Origin of the sequence: Hymenobacter aranciens, assembly GCF_030580865.1 — a bacterium.
Lineage (GTDB): Bacteria > Bacteroidota > Bacteroidia > Cytophagales > Hymenobacteraceae > Hymenobacter > Hymenobacter aranciens.
On record NZ_JAUQSY010000014.1, the window covers coordinates 1 to 16,642 of the forward strand.

Consider the following 16,642-nt stretch of genomic DNA (forward strand, 5'->3'; position numbering starts at 1 on the left):
TTCATCCTGAGCCAGGATCAAACTCTCCATTGTAAAATTTTCTACACCCTAGCGTACTAGGGCTGATGTCGAGTGCTAATCCGACTCGTATTGACGAGTTTAATTAAATGTTACGCTTGTTGTCGGTTTGTTTTAATTGCTTAAAACAAACCTTACCATTTGTCTTTTCCAGTCATTCAAAGAACTTGTGCGACTTCCAGTTGAAGTGGCAGTGTGGGCTGCGATTCAGCCCTTTCTCGTTGCGATTGCAGCGGCCCGTTGTATTTGGGAGTGCAAAGGTACGAGGTTTATTTTACTTTCCAAACGTTAGGCGAAAAATTTTTAGTGTTTTTCGTTTCAGCTTTTCGAGTGATTCGCCTCCTATTGAAGCGGGGTACAAAGGTAGTAAACTTTTTCGACTTTCAAAACTCGGAGTGAAAATTTTTGAAGATTTTCGTCGTTGTTCTTAAAGTTCGTCACTACCTATTGTAGTGAGTTTACTAGGATAACAAACTAAAAAAGTGTTTGTTGTTTTGCTCTTTCGAACACTCTTGTTTTATTTGGGAGTGCAAAGGTAGCGGTATTTTTTGACTTTCCAAGTTTCGGGCGAAAAATTTTTAGAATTTTTCGTGTCGCTTTTCAAGTCTGGCCGCCTCCTGTTGAAGCGGGGTGCAAAGGTACGAGCCTTTTTCGAATTGACAAGGATTTTCAAAATTTCTTTTGGAATCCGGTTTGTCTTTCGCCCTCGTCCTTTCGATTTGGGAGTGCAAAAGTAGTGAGTTGTTTTGGGGATTCCAAGACTGGGGGTGGAATTTGTGGGGGATTAGAAGGCTTTTTTGACTGAGCGGGCGGCTCAGCGCTATTTGTCAGCGGGTTATTTTTAGGAGAAATGTGAAAAGGTTTCAGCGGATGAGTTCGGGGGCGAAGAATTCGGTGAGGTTGGGGCGGGTGGGGCGGGGGCGCTGGGCTTCGTATTGGCGGATTTGGGTGCCTAATTGGGCGAGGAATGGCTGGCCGATGGTGTCGTATTCGTAGGCACCGTCGTTGATGATGCCGTCCTGGTTGAGGTAGAGGACGGCGCTGATGAGGAATTCGGACTGGTGGAGGGAGTCGGCGAAGTAGGCGACATCGGCGAGGTAGCCGTGGGACATGCCGACGATGTTGTAGATGCGAAGGGCTTTCTCGTGGGGGCGGTCGGGGTTGCGGCCGTAGTAGAGGTATTTTTTGTAGGCGTCGAAATAGGCTTGGCTTTTATAAAGGCTGAAGCCGGACTCGTGGGGGGTGGCGTGGAGGTAGCGGCGGAGGAAGGCGTAATCCTGGGGAGTGAGGTGGGGGCGCTGGGGGGCGGGGATGGTTTCGGGGAAGAGGGCGAGGCGGAGGAGGGCGGTGATGTCGGCAAGGGGGAGGTGGTTGGCGGTGGTGAAATCGTAGGGCTCGCGGATGATGCGGCCACCAGCCTGGTAGGCGCGGCCTTTGCGGACGGGGCCGAGGGGACTACTATAAGGAGTGGGGTTGGTTTGGGGGGGCTGATGGTAGATGGTATCCTTGGTTGCGGTGAAGAAGGTGATGGGGTTGGTGTGGCGGTTGGCGGCGGTGTCGCAGGGGGCGAAGCGGCGGGTGATGCGGGCGTTGGGGTAGCCGAGCTGGTGGAGGCGCTGGTTGAGGGGGCGCTGGCCGAGGAATTCGTAGAGGCGGTTGTAGGCGACGTTGTCGCTGACGAGGAGCATTCGCTTGATGTAGTTGCCGACGGTGGCGGTGCGGTCGGAGTCGGCGGGGGTGGCGAAGGGGACGGCGGTCTGGCAGCGGAAGGCAGTGCCGGTGGCCATGATGCTGCGGCGGGTGAGGTTGGGCTTTTTGAGGTCGTTGAGCTTTTCTAAAGACAAGAGGCAGACGGGGAGCTTGACGAGACTGGCGGGGTTAAAGTACTGGCGCGAGTTGAGGTGGTAGGTGTGCTGGGTGAAGGTGGGCCGGCTCTGGAGGTCGCGGTTGATTTGGGTGTAGATGATTTGCAGCTCGTACTGGGAATTGTCGGCTACTCTCCTTAATAGAGAAGTAGTGTGGAGCAAGGAATCGAGGAGTGGGGAGTCAGTTTGACTTAGCCTCTCCTCCCCTCCCCCGGCACTGCGCACAGGGGAAACCTGACGGGCTTCGCTCAGGAACACGGCGGCTAGGGTCACTCCTATTAATAGTATGGAAAGAAGGCGGGCGGGATTGAGCGAGGTTTTCATAGAATAGCGGAAAAGGAAACGGGCCCTGATGTTGCCATCACGACCCGAGTTGATACCTTATATAATAGGTGCGCGTTAATCGGCCAGCGGGATGCGGCGTTTGGCGAGCATGAGGTTGCTGTCGGTTTGGCGCCAGTTGTAGCCGGTGCCGAAGGGGAGCGGGCGGGCTTTGTTGACGCTGTCTTTATAGGCGGCGGTAAGCTCAGGCTGGTAGTGCTTGGCGAAGAGGTTGATGGGGCGGCGGTAGGTGCCGTAGTGGGTGAAGTTCCAGGCGCCCTTTTGGAAATACTTCATGGCGATGCCGGAATCGTCCTGCAGAAGGTAGCGGCTGCGGCGGAGCACGGTGCGGCGAACCTGATTGAAGTAGCTTTTGTGCATGAGGTAGCTGGCCGACTTCAGGTAAGTGGTGAGGGGGCCGAGGCTGCGCACGAAGGTGAGCGGGGCCGGGTTGCGACCGAGTTTGGCGTCGCTGAGGTCGGCCGAGAAGTAGTAGATGGTTTGGGCGTGGCCGTCGGGGGCGCGGAGCTTTATTTCGGCACCGGGGATGGGCTTAGCTAACGCTGACCTTTGGTTGACGGTGGTAGCCTGGGCCGAATCGGGCGTGGCGGCGTCCTGGAGTTGGCCGGCGGCATCGATTTTCACGGGGCGCACCGAAAGGATTTGGTGACCGGTGCGGGCGGCGAAGAGCATGATGAGCGGTACGGCCCCGTCGAGTTCGACGGATTTCAGGTCCACGGCCATGTCGTTGGTGCGGAAAAAACTAAAGTTCAGCACCGACCAGAGCGAGGACTTGATGGCCGGGAAGAGCTTGGGATTTTGCAGGGAGCTGCGGGCGGGGGCGCTGCCGACGGGCTCGAGGCCAATCATGACGTAGGTTTCGCTGCGGGGGAACATCGTGACGACGTTCAGAAAATCGGGGCCGCTGAAGGGGTAGAAGATGGTGGGGCTGTTTTGCTGGACGGAGTCGAGTTCGGTGGCGGCCCATTTAGTCATGGGCGCGGTGTGGGTGGCGGTGTACTTCTGCCAGCTTTTGTTCTGGTCCTTGGCGAAGGCTTGCCAGGCGGGCTGCTCGGTGAGGTGCAGCAGGTCGGATTGGGCGCTGGGGCGCTGGCCGCCGAGGTAGGCGGCGATGTTCTGCACGTCGGCGGTGTCGGGCGCGGGGGTGGCAGCGGGCTCGGTTGGGGCGGCTGCGCTGGGGGCGGCGGCTACGGTATCGGCAGTAGCAGGCGCAGCCGCGGGCTTCGCTGAAGTCTCGGTTTCGGTGACCGTGGTGGTTTTGCTGGACTCGGAATTGCAGGCGGCCAGGGCCAGCAGGGCGACGGGGAGCAGCCGCAGCGCGGCAGAACGGAGGTGCATACTATACTAAGGAGTGCGTGATGACGGGTGCAAAGTACGGGACTAGCTCAGCTTTGGGCAGCGGCGGGGCGGCCGAGGTGGCGGGCGACGAAGTATACCAGTGCGCCGACACCTAGCGTGAGCAGGCCGTAGAGCGACTCATACGGCTTATCGCGCAGGATGAAAAAAAGCGTCCAACCGCTCAGGAGCAGGAAAAGCAGTGGCGTGACCGGGTAGCCCCAGGCCCGGTAGGGGCGCACCAGCTCGGGCCGGCGCCAGCGCAGCACGAATACACCGAGCACGGTGAGGAAGGTAAATAGATTCAACACAAAGCCCGCGTACACCAGTACTTCCTTGAAACTGGGCTTCAGAATAAACGCCAAAGTGATGACGGTTTGGAGCAGCAGGGCGCGCACGGGAATGCCCGCCGGGCTTTTGTGAGCGAGAAAACCGAGGGCGGGCAGGTCCTCCCCCATCGTTTGGACGATGCGCGGGCCGGCGAAAATCATGGAGCTAATGGTGGACACCAGCAGTACGGCGATGACGCCACCCATGAGGCGGCCCACGGTGGGGCCGAACAGCGAGGTGGCAGCCACGAAGCCGACTTCGAGCTGGCCTTTCAACCCTTCCAGCGGGGTGGAGCGGAGGAACACGTAGTTCAGCCCCACATATAAGAGGAGGACCAGCCCGGTACCGGCCAACAGGATGCGCGAGAGGTTGCGCTGTGGGTTGTGGATTTCGCCGGTGAGGTAGGCGGCGGCGTTCCAGCCCGAGTAGGCGTAGCTCACATACACGAGGCTCACGGCGAAGGCGGGGGTGAGCAGGGCCTGCCAGTCGGCCGTGGCGGGCAGCAGGCGCAGGGGCTGCCCCTCCCCTACCAGCAGCCCGGCCCCGATGAAGGCCACCAGCACCAGCACTTTCAGCACCGTCACCAGCACCTGCAGGCGGCTGCCGGCGCGGGTGCTCAGGCCGTGAATGAGCGTGAGCCCCAGCACCACGGCGATGGATAAGTTACGAGGTTCGAGCGCGGGCCACACGCTTTTGGCGTATTCGCCCAAGGCCAGCGCGGCCAGCGCGGTAGGAGCCGCAAAGCCTACCGTGGCCGATACCCAGCCCGACAGAAATCCCAGCGCCGGATGGTATATCTGGCTGAGGTAGTGATACTCGCCCCCCGAGCGGGGCATGGCGGCCGCCAGTTCGCCGTAGCTCACGGCTCCGCAGAGGGCCACAAGGCCGCCCACCAGCCATAGCATCAGCAGCGCGAAGGGGCTGCTGATGCCCAGCACCTGGAAGCCGAGACTGGTGAAGACGCCCGTGCCGACCATGTTGGCCACCACGATGGCCGCGCCGGTGAGAAAGGAGATTTTGTAGGGACTGGCAGTTTCGGGCATAGCGCAAAGATGCGAACTTCTCGGGTGGGCCCCGCCATGTCTTTGCGCATCTCCGAAGCTTCTTCGGACATCTCCGAACCTTCTTTGGGCTATTCCGAAGCTTCTTTGGACTACTCCGAAACCGCAGCCGCTACCTTCGGCCGCTTATACAGCGGCACCGTGCTGCACGGCTCGCCATACATGATGCTGGCCGCCACCGGCAGCAGCTTCTGCATGATGGCCACGTAGGCGAAGGTGGGCACGGGCTTGTCGCCGCAGCCTTTTATCACCAGCCTGGCATCCTGGTAATCGGCCGGGTTGAGGGTAGCAATGGCGGTTTCAAACAGCGATTGTTCGAGCGCGGCCAGGTCGCCGAATACGTAGTGGTGGGCCTGGCCCTGTAGTTTCGACGCCAGCAGCATGTAGGCCCAGGTGGGCACAATGGCATCGGCCGAGCAGATGATGGCGACGTTCTGACCGGCGTACTGGGTCCAGTCGTGGGTTTTGATGAACTCGCGGAAGTCCTTTTCGCGCAGCATCAGGCCGTGGAAGAGGTTGTCCTTGATGTCGTACAGCACCCGCTCGCCGGGGTGGAGGTAGTCTTCGAGGTTGAGGGTAACAAGGCCGGAATTGGCCACGCGGTTCGTGAATAGGGGTTCCATAAGAACGGTAAATTAGAACGTCATCCTGAGCGCAGCGAAAGGACCTCGCCCGCTTCGTTGCAGAAGTAACTATTTACTAGCGCGACCGGCGCGGGCGAGGTCCTTTCGCTGCGCTCAGGATGACGTTCTGTTTTACTTCGCTTTCGGCGTCGTCGTGTACACTTCTTTCAAATAAAACGGCTCGTAGTACGCCACGTCCTGAAACTGCTCCTTCCGAAACAGCTCCAGCCCCAGCGCCCCCACGGCCACCGCTGAGGGCATCACGCCATCGAGAAACGCCGCGGCCGCCGCCTCTGGCCGCAACGCCCGAAACTTAGCCGCCCCCGAGCCGAAGAATAACAACGAGTGCCCCGCCATTTGTTCGGCCAGCGTGTCGGCGTCGAGGATGAGGGGGGCGGGCGGCAGCACCTCCTGCCCGTCGGCGCGGTAGAGGGCGGCGTACACTTCCTGCCGCCGGGCGTCGAGCATCGGGCAGTAGAGCCAGGCCTCGGGCCGGGCAGTAGCGGTGGCTACCTGGTGCGCCAGCGCCTGCAGCGTGCTCACGGCCACAAGCGGAATATCAAGCGCGAAGCACAGCCCCTTGGCCGCCGCCCCGCCGATGCGCAGGCCGGTATAGGAGCCCGGCCCGTCGCTCACAGCCACGGCGGCGAGGTCGACGGCACGGTGGCCGGTGTTGGCCAGCAGCTGCTCGATGAGCACCGTGAGGTGGCTGGAGTGCGACTTTTCCAGCCGCAGTTCCGACTGGCCGAGCAGGGCCCCATCGGCCACGCGGTGCAGCGCAATGGAGCAGATGGGCGAGGAGGTTTCGAGGGAGAGGAGGAGGGACTGTGCCAATGGTCTAATTATAAGCTTCCGCATCAGGAAGCATGCGCTTCAGTTGAAATTCGTACTCGTCAGTAAATAACTCGGTGGATGGCCAAGGGTGCTGCTCACTTTTCCCGCTCCAAGTGAGATGCACAACGGCTAATTGACTACTACCGTCCAGGCTGAAAAGCACGTCGTCGCAATCAATCCGCTGAGCTATTGCTTTCACCTGACAACCGTAGAGCATCGATTCAGCAGGCAACTCCTGCTGTAACTCATTGACGAAAGTGGAGCCTATGCTTTCTGCAATTGCCGTCCAAGGCTCGATGAATTCCATAAGCAAATAAAAAAGCAGGTACCTCACAGCACCTGCTTTCTTGGTAAGGCAGTTCAAAATTACTTCGCTCCCGCCGACTTTCGCGCTAGTAGCGTAGCATGCTTCTACTTGCTTCCACTTAACAGCTCAATCATCCGGTCCATTTTACCATCAAGATTGGTGACCTTCATATTCGTAACCATTACCGTAGTTTCCAAAGTACTAAGCCGTGCACTCATCATCGTTACCTCGCTGGTGAGTGCGCCCTGTCCCTCTATCAGCACACTTACTGCTTGCTTGATTTCGCCTACCTCTTGCTTCACTTCTGCGAGTTCTTGCAGTAGAAATCCGGTGTTGTCGCTCTGTTGCGAGCCCAAGCTGGCAACCTGGTTGAGTTGATTGACAATCTGATTGAGTTGGCCAGTAACCTGAGTAAGTTGGTTGTTAGCTTGATTAAGCTGCGCCGTGTGGCGGTCAGCCACCGCCAGCGTTTGTGCAACGAGCGGTTCGAGTTGGTCGAGGCGTTGGTCGGCAGTCATAACAAAAAGTCTTGAGCCTTAAAGTTACTTCGTCCCCGCCGACTTCCGCGCACTCGCAGCCTGCCCGGTGGGCTTCAGCAGCGCGGCGTAGCGGTTGGGGTCGTTGAGCACGGCCACGGCGGCGATGATGTTGGGGTCGTCGTCGAAGCCGGCTTCGGTGCGGCCCTTCTCGAAGTAGTAGCGCGAGGCAATTTCCTGCTCCAGCAACTCCTTGATTTCGGGCTTGAAGCGCTGCAGGTCGTTGGCCTTGTTGGTGGTCATCTTCTTGCGCATGGCTTCGAGCTCCAGCTTCACGTCGTCGTAGTGCTTCTCGTCCTTCACCTTCTTGCTGAGGTCGGTGAGGGCCTTCTCGGCATCGGTGCTGTAGTTGATGTTCTTGCCCTGCAGGTAGGTCACGAACTTCTGGTACTCGACCTCGGAGAGCTTGAACTCCTTGGCGGGCGGAATGCTGGAGTGCTCGGAGCGGAAGCGCGTAGCGTAGTCGAAGAGGTAGCTTTTCTGGAGCAGCACGCGGGTGATGTCGGCGATTTCGCGCTCGGCCACTTCCACGTCGGGGGCCACACCGCCGCCGTCGTACACGGTGCGGCCGGCCTGGGTTTTGAAGGCCGTGCGCAGAGAATCGGGGAACTTGCCCAGCGTGCCGTCCTCGGCGCGGTGCGAGTAGTCAATTTCCTGAATGCAGCGGCCGCTGGGAATGTAGTACTTAGCCGTGGTCACCTTGAGCTGCGAGTTGTAGCTCAGCGGGCGGGTGGCCTGCACGAGGCCCTTGCCGAAGGTGCGCTCGCCCACCAGCACGGCCCGGTCGTAGTCCTGCAGCACGCCCGACACGATTTCCGAGGCCGAGGCCGAGCGGTTGCTCGTGATGATGGCAATGGGAATCTGGGTATCGAGCGGGGCATCGAGGGCTTTGTAGGTTTTATTCCACTCGGTTACTTTGCCCTTGGTGCTCACCACGTCCAGCCCTTTGTCCACAAACAGATTGGAGATGTTGACGGCCTCGTTGAGCAGCCCGCCGGGGTTATCGCGGATGTCGAAAACGATTTTCTTCGCCCCCTGCTCCTTGAGCTTGGTCACGGCGGCGCGCACCTCCTTGCCCGCGTCCACGGTGAAGCCGCCGAGTTGGAAGTAGCCCACTTCATTGGAAATCATGCCGGTGTAGGGCACGTTTTCGACCTGAATTTTATCGCGGGTGATGTCGATTTGCACCGGCTTGTCCTGGCCGTAGCGCGTCACCATCAGCTTCACCACCGAGTTGGCCTGGCCCTTGAGCAGCTTGCTGATATCGGAGTTCGACTTTTTATCGACCACCACGCCGTTGATGTCCAGGATTTCATCTCCCGGGAGCAGGCCGGCTTTCTGGGCCGGGTAGCCTTCGTAGGCGCTTTGCACCACGGTTTTGCCGTTGCGCTTCACCACCACTGCGCCGATGCCACCGTACTGGCCGGTGGTGAGGGTGCGAAAGTCCTCAATGTCATCCTCCGGGATGTAGTTCGTGTAGGGGTCCAGCGACTTGAGCATGGCGTCGATGCCCGTCTTCACCAGCTTGGCGGGGGTGACTTCGTCCACGTAATACGTGTTCACCTCCTTGAAGAGCGTGGCGAAAATGTCGAGGTTCTTGGCAATTTCGAAGTATCGCTCGCTGTCGGAAGCAGCCCGGAACGAAACCAGGGCAGCGCTGCCCAGGACGAGGCCAGTCAGCAGTTTTTTGCGGATAGTCATAGAGAAGGTAGCGGGAAGGCGAATCTACGCAGCGGGGGGCGCAGTAGATGCTTCAACCGGCGCGCTCGATAAACGATGGAAGGCGGAAATTAATTTTTTTTCCACCAACGCGAGCGGACTTTTTTCTTTCCCCGTGTAGATAATACCCAAAAGAGCCACCGAATGGCCTTCCGGTTGCTCCAGGAGCCGATATTTATTTAACCGATACGCTTCCCGAATCAGCCGCTTGAGGCGGTTGCGGTCCACGGCCCGCTTGAAGCCGCGCTTGCTCACGCTGATGAGCACCTGCGGCGTAGCGGTGTTTTTTTCCTCGCTTTTCGTCCAGATAATGCGCAGCGGATACACCCCAAACGAAGCACTCTGCTTGCTGAATAGCTCGTCGATGAGCTTTTTGCGGCACAGGTGCTCCTCTTTGGGGAAAGTGTATTTTCGGGCTGGGGGCGGGGGGCTGGCCGCGGGTAGCTCAGTCACGGTTGGGAGGGGTGTAAATAGCGAAGCCGCATTGCCGTAGCGGTTTATTTCTGGCAAAACCAGAAACCAACCTGCCACCGCAATGCGGCTACCTGCAAGCCTTTAGCGAAGCGCTAGCGGCTAACAGCTAAAGTTCTAGCGCTTGTGACGGCCTTCGTCAGATACGGTGAGGCGCTTGCGGCCTTTGGCACGACGGCGGGCTAGTACGTTGCGGCCATTGGCGGAGGCCATGCGCTCGCGGAAGCCGTGCTTGTTGCGACGCTTACGCTGCGAAGGTTGGAAGGTACGTTTCATATTGTTAAGGGCAAAGTTTCGACTTGGGCCGGCAAAGGTACGGGTTTGGCGCAAGAATCACAAGGGCTTGACGCGAGAAATTCTATCCTTTTGGTAAAGGCTAAGTCATTCGGCAGCAACTCGGCGCCGTATTTTAGGGGAATCCGGCTAGCTTTACCGCGTCATTTACCTCCCGCCTGCGATGATTAATTACCGCGTTTCCTACTCCAACCCGCTCACGTTTTACCTGCAAATTGAAATGACGCTGACGGTGGCAGCCGAGGCCACCGCGCCTATAGAATTGCAGCTACCCGCCTGGCGCCCCGGTCGCTACGAGCTGCAAAACTTCGCGCAGAAAATCCAGAAGGTCGAAATCAGCGACGCCGCAACCGGCCAGCCCCTCCCCTACCGCAAAACCACCAAGGACCGCTGGACGGTGGCTGACGCGGCGGGCCGCACGGTGCGGATGCGCTACAATTTCTACGCCCACCAGATGGACGCCGGCGGCTCCTGGCTCGATGAGACGCAGCTGTATCTGAACCCGGTGCAGTGCTTTATGTATGCCGAGGGGCGGCAGGAAGAGGAATGTGAGCTTACGCTGGCGGTACCGGAAAGCTGGCAGGTGGCTTGCGGGCTGCCGCAGACGGCACCGCACACGCTCAATGCTAAAAACTTCGACCAACTGGCCGATTCGCCGCTCATTGCCAGCCCCACGCTGGTACACCACGAGTACGAAGCCGGTGGCGTGCCGCACCACGTGTGGGCGCAGGGCGAGGCCAAGCTAAATTGGCCCAAGCTGGTGGCCGACTTCAAGGCGTTTTCGGAGGAGCAGGTACAGCTGTTTGGCGGGTTTCCGGTGGCGGAGTATCATTTCCTGAACCAGTTTTTGCCTTACAAGCACTACCACGGGGTGGAGCATAACAACTCAACGGTGATTGTGCTGGGCCCGGCTGAGCAATTGATGCAGGACAGCTTGTACAAGGAATTGCTGGGGGTGAGCTGCCACGAATTGTTCCATACCTGGAACATCAAGAGCATCCGCCCGGCCGAGATGCAGCCTTATGATTACAGCCGCGAAAACTATTTCCGCACTTGTTTCATTGCCGAAGGCATTACTACTTATTATGGTGAATACCTGCTGGCGCGCAGCCACGTACGCACGCCAAGCCAGTATTTTGAGGAGCTGAATACGGTGCTGCACAAGCACTACGCCGACGCGGGCGGCGACAACCTCTCGCTGGCCGATGCCAGCATGGATTTGTGGCTGGACGGCTACAAGCCCGGCGTGCCCGACCGCAAAGTGAGCGTGTACCACAAGGGTGCGCTGGCGGCGCTGATTCTGGATTTGACTTTGCGGCAGCTGTCGGGCCACGCGCGCAGCCTGGACGATGTGATGCGGCGGCTGTATGAGGAATTTGGCAAGACCGGCATCGGCTACACGGAAGCCGATTACCAGCGCATTGTGAGCGAGGTAGCGGGGCGCGACATGCAGGCCTACTTCGACAAGTTTATTTACGGACTGGAGCCGCTGGCGGGGGCGCTGGACAAGGTGCTGCGCACGGTGGGCTGCCAGCTGGTGACTGCGGAAAACCCGAGTGAGGCGGAGCGGGTGTTCGGCCTGCGGGTGGCACCCAAGGCCGACCGCACCAACGTAGCCTATTGCTGGCCCGGCTCGCCGGCCGAGGCGGTGCTGAGCGTGGACGATGAGATTGTGGCGGTGGATGGGGTGCGCGAGATTCCGAATGCGCTGCTGCTGCTCACGGCGCAGGCCCCGACGTATGAGTTGACCATCTTGCGGCAGAACAAGCTACGGACGGTGCAGTTGACGGCGGAACCGGGACGCACGTTTGGGCCTTATTATGGGGTGCGGAAATTAAGCGAGGCCGATGAGGCGCAGCGGACGGGGTTTGCGAAGTGGCTGGGCTGGGAGTTTTGAGCGCAAGGTTTCGCGAGGTAAAAAGAGGTTTCGCGGAGTTGTTATTAGCAAAAATCCCCGGCGCAGGACGCGCCAGGGATTTTTGCTTTTTGCAGAAAGTGATTTCAGCTACTTCCGCCTGGGATGCTTCTGTTACTGCGGCTCTCCAACTGCAGGCGGGTGCACCCTCCAGCGGGTCGCAGCTTACTCGACCACTATACGCTTCGTGACGGGGTGGCCGTCGAGCGTCAGGCGCAGGGTGTACACGCCCGTGGCCAAGCCGGGCAGGTTCACCGTCGTTTCGGCCGTGGGCAGCGTGAGGGTACGCACGCGCTGGCCCAGGCTGTTGAGCAATTCGCCCGTGGCCACTGTGGCCGCTGGGCGCAGCACCGTCAGCTGGCCGTGGGCGGGGTTGGGATAAGCTAGCACCTGCGTATCGAGCGCGGCAGCGGTGGCCAGCGGCGCGGCGGCGGGCGTCAGGTTCAGCCAGAAGCGACCGGGGGCGGTGGTCGCGCTCATCGTGAAGGCGTAGCTCGTGCCGCCCGTAAGCGGGGTGCGGGTGTTGGTCAGGTTGTCTACCAGCTCCACACGAGTGCTGGCCAGGTTAGCCAGTGCGGCGGCCGTGAGGGTGTACTGCCCGGCGGCCGGCACGCCCACGAACAGCGGAATGCTGGTGGCCGAAGTGAAATCGGCCCGGCCGTCGATGGCCAGCTGCTGCCCGCTGGCCGCGAGCGAGGCCAGGTTTAAGCCGTGCGGGTTAGGCAGTTTGGTAGCATCGAACTCGCCGTCGGTGCCCGCCGTGGCCCCGGCCTGGGCGTAGAGGTACAGCTCGTCGCGGAGGTTTGCGCCGGCCAGGGCCAGCGTCAGGCGCGGCCGCGTATCGCCGGTGCTGCGGCGCACGGGCGCCTGCTGGGCGTAGTCCGTCACGCGGTTGGCGTTGGTCAGGGTCAGCGAGCCGCTGGTCTGGCCCGCGCTCACGCGCATCCAAAAGCCTTGGCTACTGCCCAGCAGCGGGTTACCACTCCCCAGACCGTTAACGTAGCTACGGTACTGCCCGCCGTACTGGCTGGTGCTCTCGAACACATACACGGCCGCGTCGAGGCTAGTGCGCTGGGCGGCCGTAACGGTGCTCAGGTCCAGCGGCGAGGCATAGGGGTTGCCCACCAGGTTCCAGCCCGCATCGGCCGCCGTGGCGCCGCTGTTGCGGCTCATCGGCAGCACCACGCTGCCCTGCTGCGTGGCGGCGCCGCCGAAGCGCAGCGTGCTGGCCCCGGGCAGCTGCACCGTGAAGCCCTGCGTGCCCACCGGGGCCGCCGCGCCGGTCGTCGCCGGCGACACCCAGCCCTTGTCGAAAGCCGGATAAGTGGTAGCCGGCGAGGTAGCTAGCCGGGCCTGGTCGTAAGCAAATACCGTGGGGAAGGGCATGACGGTGCCGGGGCTGGCGGCGGTGTTGTAGGCCGGGTTGACCACCAGCGCCGTACCACCCGAGCCGAAGGCGGCCACAGCCTGGCCCGCCACGGGGGCGGCCAGGTGGCGGTAGCCCAAGCCGGGGTTGCGGTCGCCGGCAATGTAGCGCTGCACAGTCAGGTTACCCGCCACGGTTCCGGTGCCGGTATTGGCCAGCAAGGCGGTGCCGGTGGCATCGGAGAGCAGCGTCAGGGCCTGGCCGTTGGTGGCGAGGTTGCCCGCGTCAGCCATGGTCAGCACCTCGCGCACTCGCACGGGGCCGCTGAGGGTGGCGGTGCCGCTGGGCTTGTCTACGGTCAGGTTGGGCACGGTGCCGCCGGCGGTGTTCAGGGTTTGGGCGGCGCTGCCCGAGAGGCGCAGCGTGCCGGTGGTGCCGGCCGTGGGGCCCTGGTGGGCCACGTCGCCGGCCACGTCGAGCAGGCCGCTGCTCAGGTCGAGGGTGGCGGCGGCGGCGCCGGTGTAGTCGCCGCTGACGGTGGCCGCGCCGGCGGTGCGCAGCAGGGCCGGGCCGGTCTGGGCCAAGCCGCCGTTCACGGTGAGCACGCCGCCGGTGTTCACGAACAGGGTGCCGCCGTTGTTGGTCAGCACCTGGGCCGAGGCGGCCAGCGGGGCGGACAGCAGCAGGCCAAGGCCCGCCAGCCACGGGCGAAAATCAGGAGTGAATGCTTGCATGGGGAAGAGAGTTAAAAATGAAAAGCGCCCGCCTGCCCTTAATTGAGCTTGAGCACCGCGAGGTAGCTGGCCGCCACCGTGGAAATGGGCTGCGTAGCCAAGCTGCCGGTGCTGCTGGTGCCGCGTATCTTAAAGCTGTCGCCCGCATTCAAGTACACCGCCCGGCTGAACTCGCCCCGGCCCTTGGTGCCCGCCGGGGTGAAGACATTGAGCGAGGTGTAGAGGCCGTAGTACACGTTGCCCGCGTTGCTGCCGTAGCCCGCGTTGTTCACTTCCAGCACGAGGTTGGCGCTGACGGTTTGGGTGGGGGTGGCCGCGTCGGGGGTGAGGATATTGGCCTGCACGAGGTAGAGGCCCGCGCCGCTTGTGCCCACGGTGTAGGTAGTGCCGTCCCAGGTGCCCAGCGTGGGCGTGGTCAGCACGTTGTTGAAGGTGATGGTGGGGGCGGTAGTGGAGGTAGCAGCGGGCAAGGTTTCGCCGCTGCCGCCCACCTTGTTGGCCCGTAGCTGCACGCTCACGCTGCTGGCGGCCCCGGCGCTGGGGCTGCTCCATTGAGTGTTGTAGTCGGTGGCGTTCACTTTGGTCAGGATTTGGCCCGCCGTGCCGCCCGTGGGCACGCCCACGCCGGTATCGCCCTTGGCCCCGGTGCTGCCGGCGGTGCCGGCCGTGCCAGCATCGCCTTTGTCGCCCTTGGTGCCGATGCTACCCGCCGTGCCCGCCGTGCCGGTATCACCTTTGTCGCCCTTGGCCCCGGTGGTGCCGGCGGCGCCATTGCACACGTAGCGGGTGGCGGTTATTTCGGCCGCGTCGAGGCTGCCGTTATTGTTCGTGTCTTGGCCGCTTTCCACTTTGGTGCCGCCGGTGGCGCAGTTGGCCCCCGCCGCCTCGGCCGTGGTGCGCACGAGGGCATTCAGGCCCGCCGCGCCTGCTGCTCCGGCACTCCCGGCGCTGCCCGGGGCCCCGGCGGCGCCATTGCACACGTAGCGGGTGGTGGTTACTTCGGCCGCGTCGAGGCTGCCGTTATTGTTCGTGTCTTGGCCGCTTTCCACCTTGGTGCCGCCCGTGGCGCAGTTGGTACCCGCCGCCTCGGCCGTGGTGCGCACGAGGGCATTCAGGCCCGCCGCGCCCGCCGGGCCGGGGCTGCCCGCGCTGCCAAGGGCGGCCCACACGTTGCCGTCGTAGAAGTAGAAGCCTGCGCTGCCGTCGGTTTGGTACAGCAGCAGGCCCGTAGCGGGGCTGGCAATGGCGTTGCGCTGGGCCGCCGTGAGGCGGGGCAGCAGCAGCCCCTGCGTGGTGCTGCTCACGTCGAGCATGGCCGAGGCATCGGGGGCGGTGGTGCCCACGCCCACGTTGGACAGGGCTTGGGCGCTAGCGGCGCTGGCCGCCCCCAGCAGCAGCGCGGGCAGCAGGCAGCGGCGGAGCGCGGCGGTGGATAAAAGAAGCGGTTTCATCAAAGAAAATGATACGTCGTGCATAAAAAACCCAAGTCCTTAGTTCAGCTTCACCACTAGGATATTGCTGGCCGCCGTGGTGCTCAGGGCCGAGGTGGCGCTGGCCGAGTTGGCGCTGATGCCCTGAATGCGGAAGGTGTCGCCCGCGTTCAGGTACACGGTCTTGCTGACTTCGCCCCGCGCCTTGATGCCGGCGGGCGGCGAGGTGCCAACTACCGGATAGATGCCGTAGTAATAGCTGCCCGTGGTGCTGCCGTAGGCCGTGCCGTTCACCTGCACCAGCAGGTTGGGCGATATGGTGTTGGTGGGGGAGCTGTTGTCGGGGGCCAGCGCGGCGGCTTGAATCAGGTACAGCCCGGCCCCGCCCGCGCCCACGGTGTAGGTGCTGCCGTCCCACGTGCCCAGCGTGGGGGCGGCCAGCACGTTGTTGAAGGCAATGGTAACGGCCGGATTGCTGCCCGTGTAAGTGGAAGTAGGCAGGTTTTCGCCCGTGCCGCCCACCTTGTTGGCCCGCAGCTGCACCGACAGGCCGCTGCTGCCGCTGGCGGCCGTGCTCCACTGGGTGTCGTAGTTGGTGGCGCTGGCCTTGGTCAGGCGCTGGCCCGCCGTGCCGCCGGTGGCCACGCTGGGGCCGGTATCGCCCTTGGCCCCGGCCGTGCCGGCGGTGCCGGCCGCGCCGGGGTCGCCTTTGTCGCCTTTGGCCCCGGTGGTGCCGGTCGTGCCGGCGGTGCCGGTCGTGCCCTTGTCGCCCTTGGCCCCGGTGGTGCCGGCTGCGCCGCTGCACACGTAGCTGGTGGCCGTTACCTCGCCGGCGCTGAGGGTGCCGTCGCCGTTCAGGTCGCGGCCGCTGTCCACGCGGGTGCCGCCGGTGGCGCAGTTCGCGCCCGCCGCTTCGGCCGTGGTGCGCACGAGGGCGGTGGCCCCGTCGGGGCCTGCCGCGCCCGCGCTCCCGGCGCTGCCCGTGGTGCCGGCCGCGCCGTTGCACACGTAGCGGGTGCTGGCGATTTCGGCCGCGTCGAGGCTGCCGTTGTTGTTCGCGTCTTGGCCCGTGTCGATGCGGGTGCCGCCCGTGGCGCAGTTGGTGCCCGCCGCCTCGGCCGTGGTGCGCACCACGGCGTTGCGGCCCGCCGTACCCGCCGCGCCGGGGCTGCTGAGGGCGGCCCACGCCGTGCCGTTGTAGAAGTAGAAGCCGGGGGTGCTGCCGTCGGTTTGGTACACGAGCAGGCCGGTAGCGGGCGCGGCGATGGCCGCGCGCTGGGCAGCGCTCAGGCGCGGGGTGAGCACGCCTTGGGTGGTGCTGCTCACGTCGAGCACAGCCGAGGGGTGCGGGGTGGTGGTGCCCATGCCCACGTTGGTTTGGGCGTGGGCGGCGGTGGCGGCTAGCAGCAGCGCGGGCAGCAGCCAGCGGCGTAGCGGGGCAAGTCCCGGAACAGATTTCATC

14 protein-coding genes are annotated in these 16,642 nt (G+C 62.5%); 1 reads left to right on the forward strand and 13 read right to left on the reverse strand.

Annotated elements, in window-relative coordinates; translation table 11 throughout:
* Positions 1-881 precede the first annotated feature (881 nt).
* The 10 genes from Q5H93_RS18665 to rpmH all read right to left on the reverse strand — a co-directional run bounded on the left by Q5H93_RS18665 (position 882) and on the right by rpmH (position 9,717).
* Positions 882-2,045 (reverse strand): serine hydrolase, encoded by a 1,164-nt coding sequence (locus Q5H93_RS18665; RefSeq protein WP_305008164.1) that lies wholly within the window; start codon positions 2,043-2,045, stop codon positions 882-884.
* A 237-nt stretch (positions 2,046-2,282) separates the two neighbouring features.
* Entirely contained in the window at positions 2,283-3,563 is a 1,281-nt protein-coding gene (locus tag Q5H93_RS18670) for a hypothetical protein (RefSeq protein ID WP_305008165.1), read from the reverse strand.
* 47 nt (positions 3,564-3,610) lie between these two features.
* A complete protein-coding gene (locus tag Q5H93_RS18675) occupies positions 3,611-4,933 on the reverse strand; it encodes an APC family permease (RefSeq protein WP_305008166.1) in 1,323 nt (440 codons plus the stop codon).
* A gap of 110 nt (positions 4,934-5,043) precedes the next feature.
* Entirely contained in the window at positions 5,044-5,574 is a 531-nt protein-coding gene (locus Q5H93_RS18680; protein ID WP_305008167.1) for a DUF2480 family protein, read from the reverse strand.
* Positions 5,575-5,706: 132 nt separating this feature from the next.
* The gene (gene tsaB, locus Q5H93_RS18685; protein WP_305008168.1) at positions 5,707-6,408 is read right to left on the reverse strand and encodes a tRNA (adenosine(37)-N6)-threonylcarbamoyltransferase complex dimerization subunit type 1 TsaB; all 702 of its coding nucleotides are present in this window, start codon (positions 6,406-6,408) and stop codon (positions 5,707-5,709) included.
* A 4-nt stretch (positions 6,409-6,412) separates the two neighbouring features.
* Complete coding sequence (locus Q5H93_RS18690) at positions 6,413-6,715, reverse strand: hypothetical protein (protein WP_305008169.1); 303 nt, start codon at positions 6,713-6,715, stop codon at positions 6,413-6,415.
* 104 nt (positions 6,716-6,819) lie between these two features.
* Positions 6,820-7,233 carry a hypothetical protein gene (locus Q5H93_RS18695; RefSeq protein WP_305008170.1) on the reverse strand — a complete coding sequence of 138 codons (414 nt, stop codon included), beginning with the start codon at positions 7,231-7,233 and terminating at the stop codon, positions 6,820-6,822.
* Positions 7,234-7,257: 24 nt separating this feature from the next.
* Complete coding sequence (locus tag Q5H93_RS18700) at positions 7,258-8,952, reverse strand: S41 family peptidase (protein ID WP_305008171.1); 1,695 nt, start codon at positions 8,950-8,952, stop codon at positions 7,258-7,260.
* 24 nt (positions 8,953-8,976) lie between these two features.
* Positions 8,977-9,501, reverse strand: coding sequence for a ribonuclease P protein component (gene rnpA, locus Q5H93_RS18705; RefSeq protein WP_305008173.1), 525 nt, complete (start codon positions 9,499-9,501; stop codon positions 8,977-8,979).
* A 57-nt stretch (positions 9,502-9,558) separates the two neighbouring features.
* The gene (gene rpmH / locus Q5H93_RS18710) at positions 9,559-9,717 is read right to left on the reverse strand and encodes a 50S ribosomal protein L34 (protein ID WP_198990353.1); all 159 of its coding nucleotides are present in this window, start codon (positions 9,715-9,717) and stop codon (positions 9,559-9,561) included.
* 181 nt (positions 9,718-9,898) lie between these two features.
* Here rpmH and Q5H93_RS18715 point away from each other — a divergent pair, with 181 nt between their 5' ends.
* On the forward strand, positions 9,899-11,632 hold the full coding sequence (locus tag Q5H93_RS18715) for a M61 family metallopeptidase (RefSeq protein WP_305008174.1): 1,734 nt from the start codon (positions 9,899-9,901) through the stop codon (positions 11,630-11,632).
* Between the two features lie 183 nt (positions 11,633-11,815).
* On the opposite strand, the gene Q5H93_RS18720 is transcribed toward Q5H93_RS18715, so the two are convergent.
* Genes Q5H93_RS18720 through Q5H93_RS18730 form a run of 3 tightly spaced genes read right to left on the reverse strand, consistent with a single transcriptional unit; the run spans position 11,816 to position 16,641 of the window.
* On the reverse strand, positions 11,816-13,750 hold the full coding sequence (locus Q5H93_RS18720; RefSeq protein WP_305008175.1) for a T9SS type A sorting domain-containing protein: 1,935 nt from the start codon (positions 13,748-13,750) through the stop codon (positions 11,816-11,818).
* A gap of 38 nt (positions 13,751-13,788) precedes the next feature.
* Positions 13,789-15,201 carry a DUF7151 family protein gene (locus tag Q5H93_RS18725; RefSeq protein WP_305008176.1) on the reverse strand — a complete coding sequence of 471 codons (1,413 nt, stop codon included), beginning with the start codon at positions 15,199-15,201 and terminating at the stop codon, positions 13,789-13,791.
* 39 nt (positions 15,202-15,240) lie between these two features.
* A complete protein-coding gene (locus Q5H93_RS18730) occupies positions 15,241-16,641 on the reverse strand; it encodes a DUF7151 family protein (protein WP_305008178.1) in 1,401 nt (466 codons plus the stop codon).
* Position 16,642: the final 1 nt, after the last annotated feature.

Coding starts and splice junctions, on each gene's coding strand:
- Q5H93_RS18695 (WP_305008170.1), bottom strand. CDS start 7,233: ATGACTGCCGACCAACGCCTCGACCAACTCGAACCGCTCGTTGCACAA.
- Q5H93_RS18680 (WP_305008167.1), bottom strand. CDS start 5,574: ATGGAACCCCTATTCACGAACCGCGTGGCCAATTCCGGCCTTGTTACC.
- Q5H93_RS18690 (WP_305008169.1), bottom strand. CDS start 6,715: ATGGAATTCATCGAGCCTTGGACGGCAATTGCAGAAAGCATAGGCTCC.
- Q5H93_RS18670 (WP_305008165.1), bottom strand. CDS start 3,563: ATGCACCTCCGTTCTGCCGCGCTGCGGCTGCTCCCCGTCGCCCTGCTG.
- Q5H93_RS18700 (WP_305008171.1), bottom strand. CDS start 8,952: ATGACTATCCGCAAAAAACTGCTGACTGGCCTCGTCCTGGGCAGCGCT.
- Q5H93_RS18675 (WP_305008166.1), bottom strand. CDS start 4,933: ATGCCCGAAACTGCCAGTCCCTACAAAATCTCCTTTCTCACCGGCGCG.
- Q5H93_RS18725 (WP_305008176.1), bottom strand. CDS start 15,201: ATGAAACCGCTTCTTTTATCCACCGCCGCGCTCCGCCGCTGCCTGCTG.
- Q5H93_RS18730 (WP_305008178.1), bottom strand. CDS start 16,641: ATGAAATCTGTTCCGGGACTTGCCCCGCTACGCCGCTGGCTGCTGCCC.
- Q5H93_RS18720 (WP_305008175.1), bottom strand. CDS start 13,750: ATGCAAGCATTCACTCCTGATTTTCGCCCGTGGCTGGCGGGCCTTGGC.
- rpmH (WP_198990353.1), bottom strand. CDS start 9,717: ATGAAACGTACCTTCCAACCTTCGCAGCGTAAGCGTCGCAACAAGCAC.
- Q5H93_RS18715 (WP_305008174.1), top strand. CDS start 9,899: ATGATTAATTACCGCGTTTCCTACTCCAACCCGCTCACGTTTTACCTG.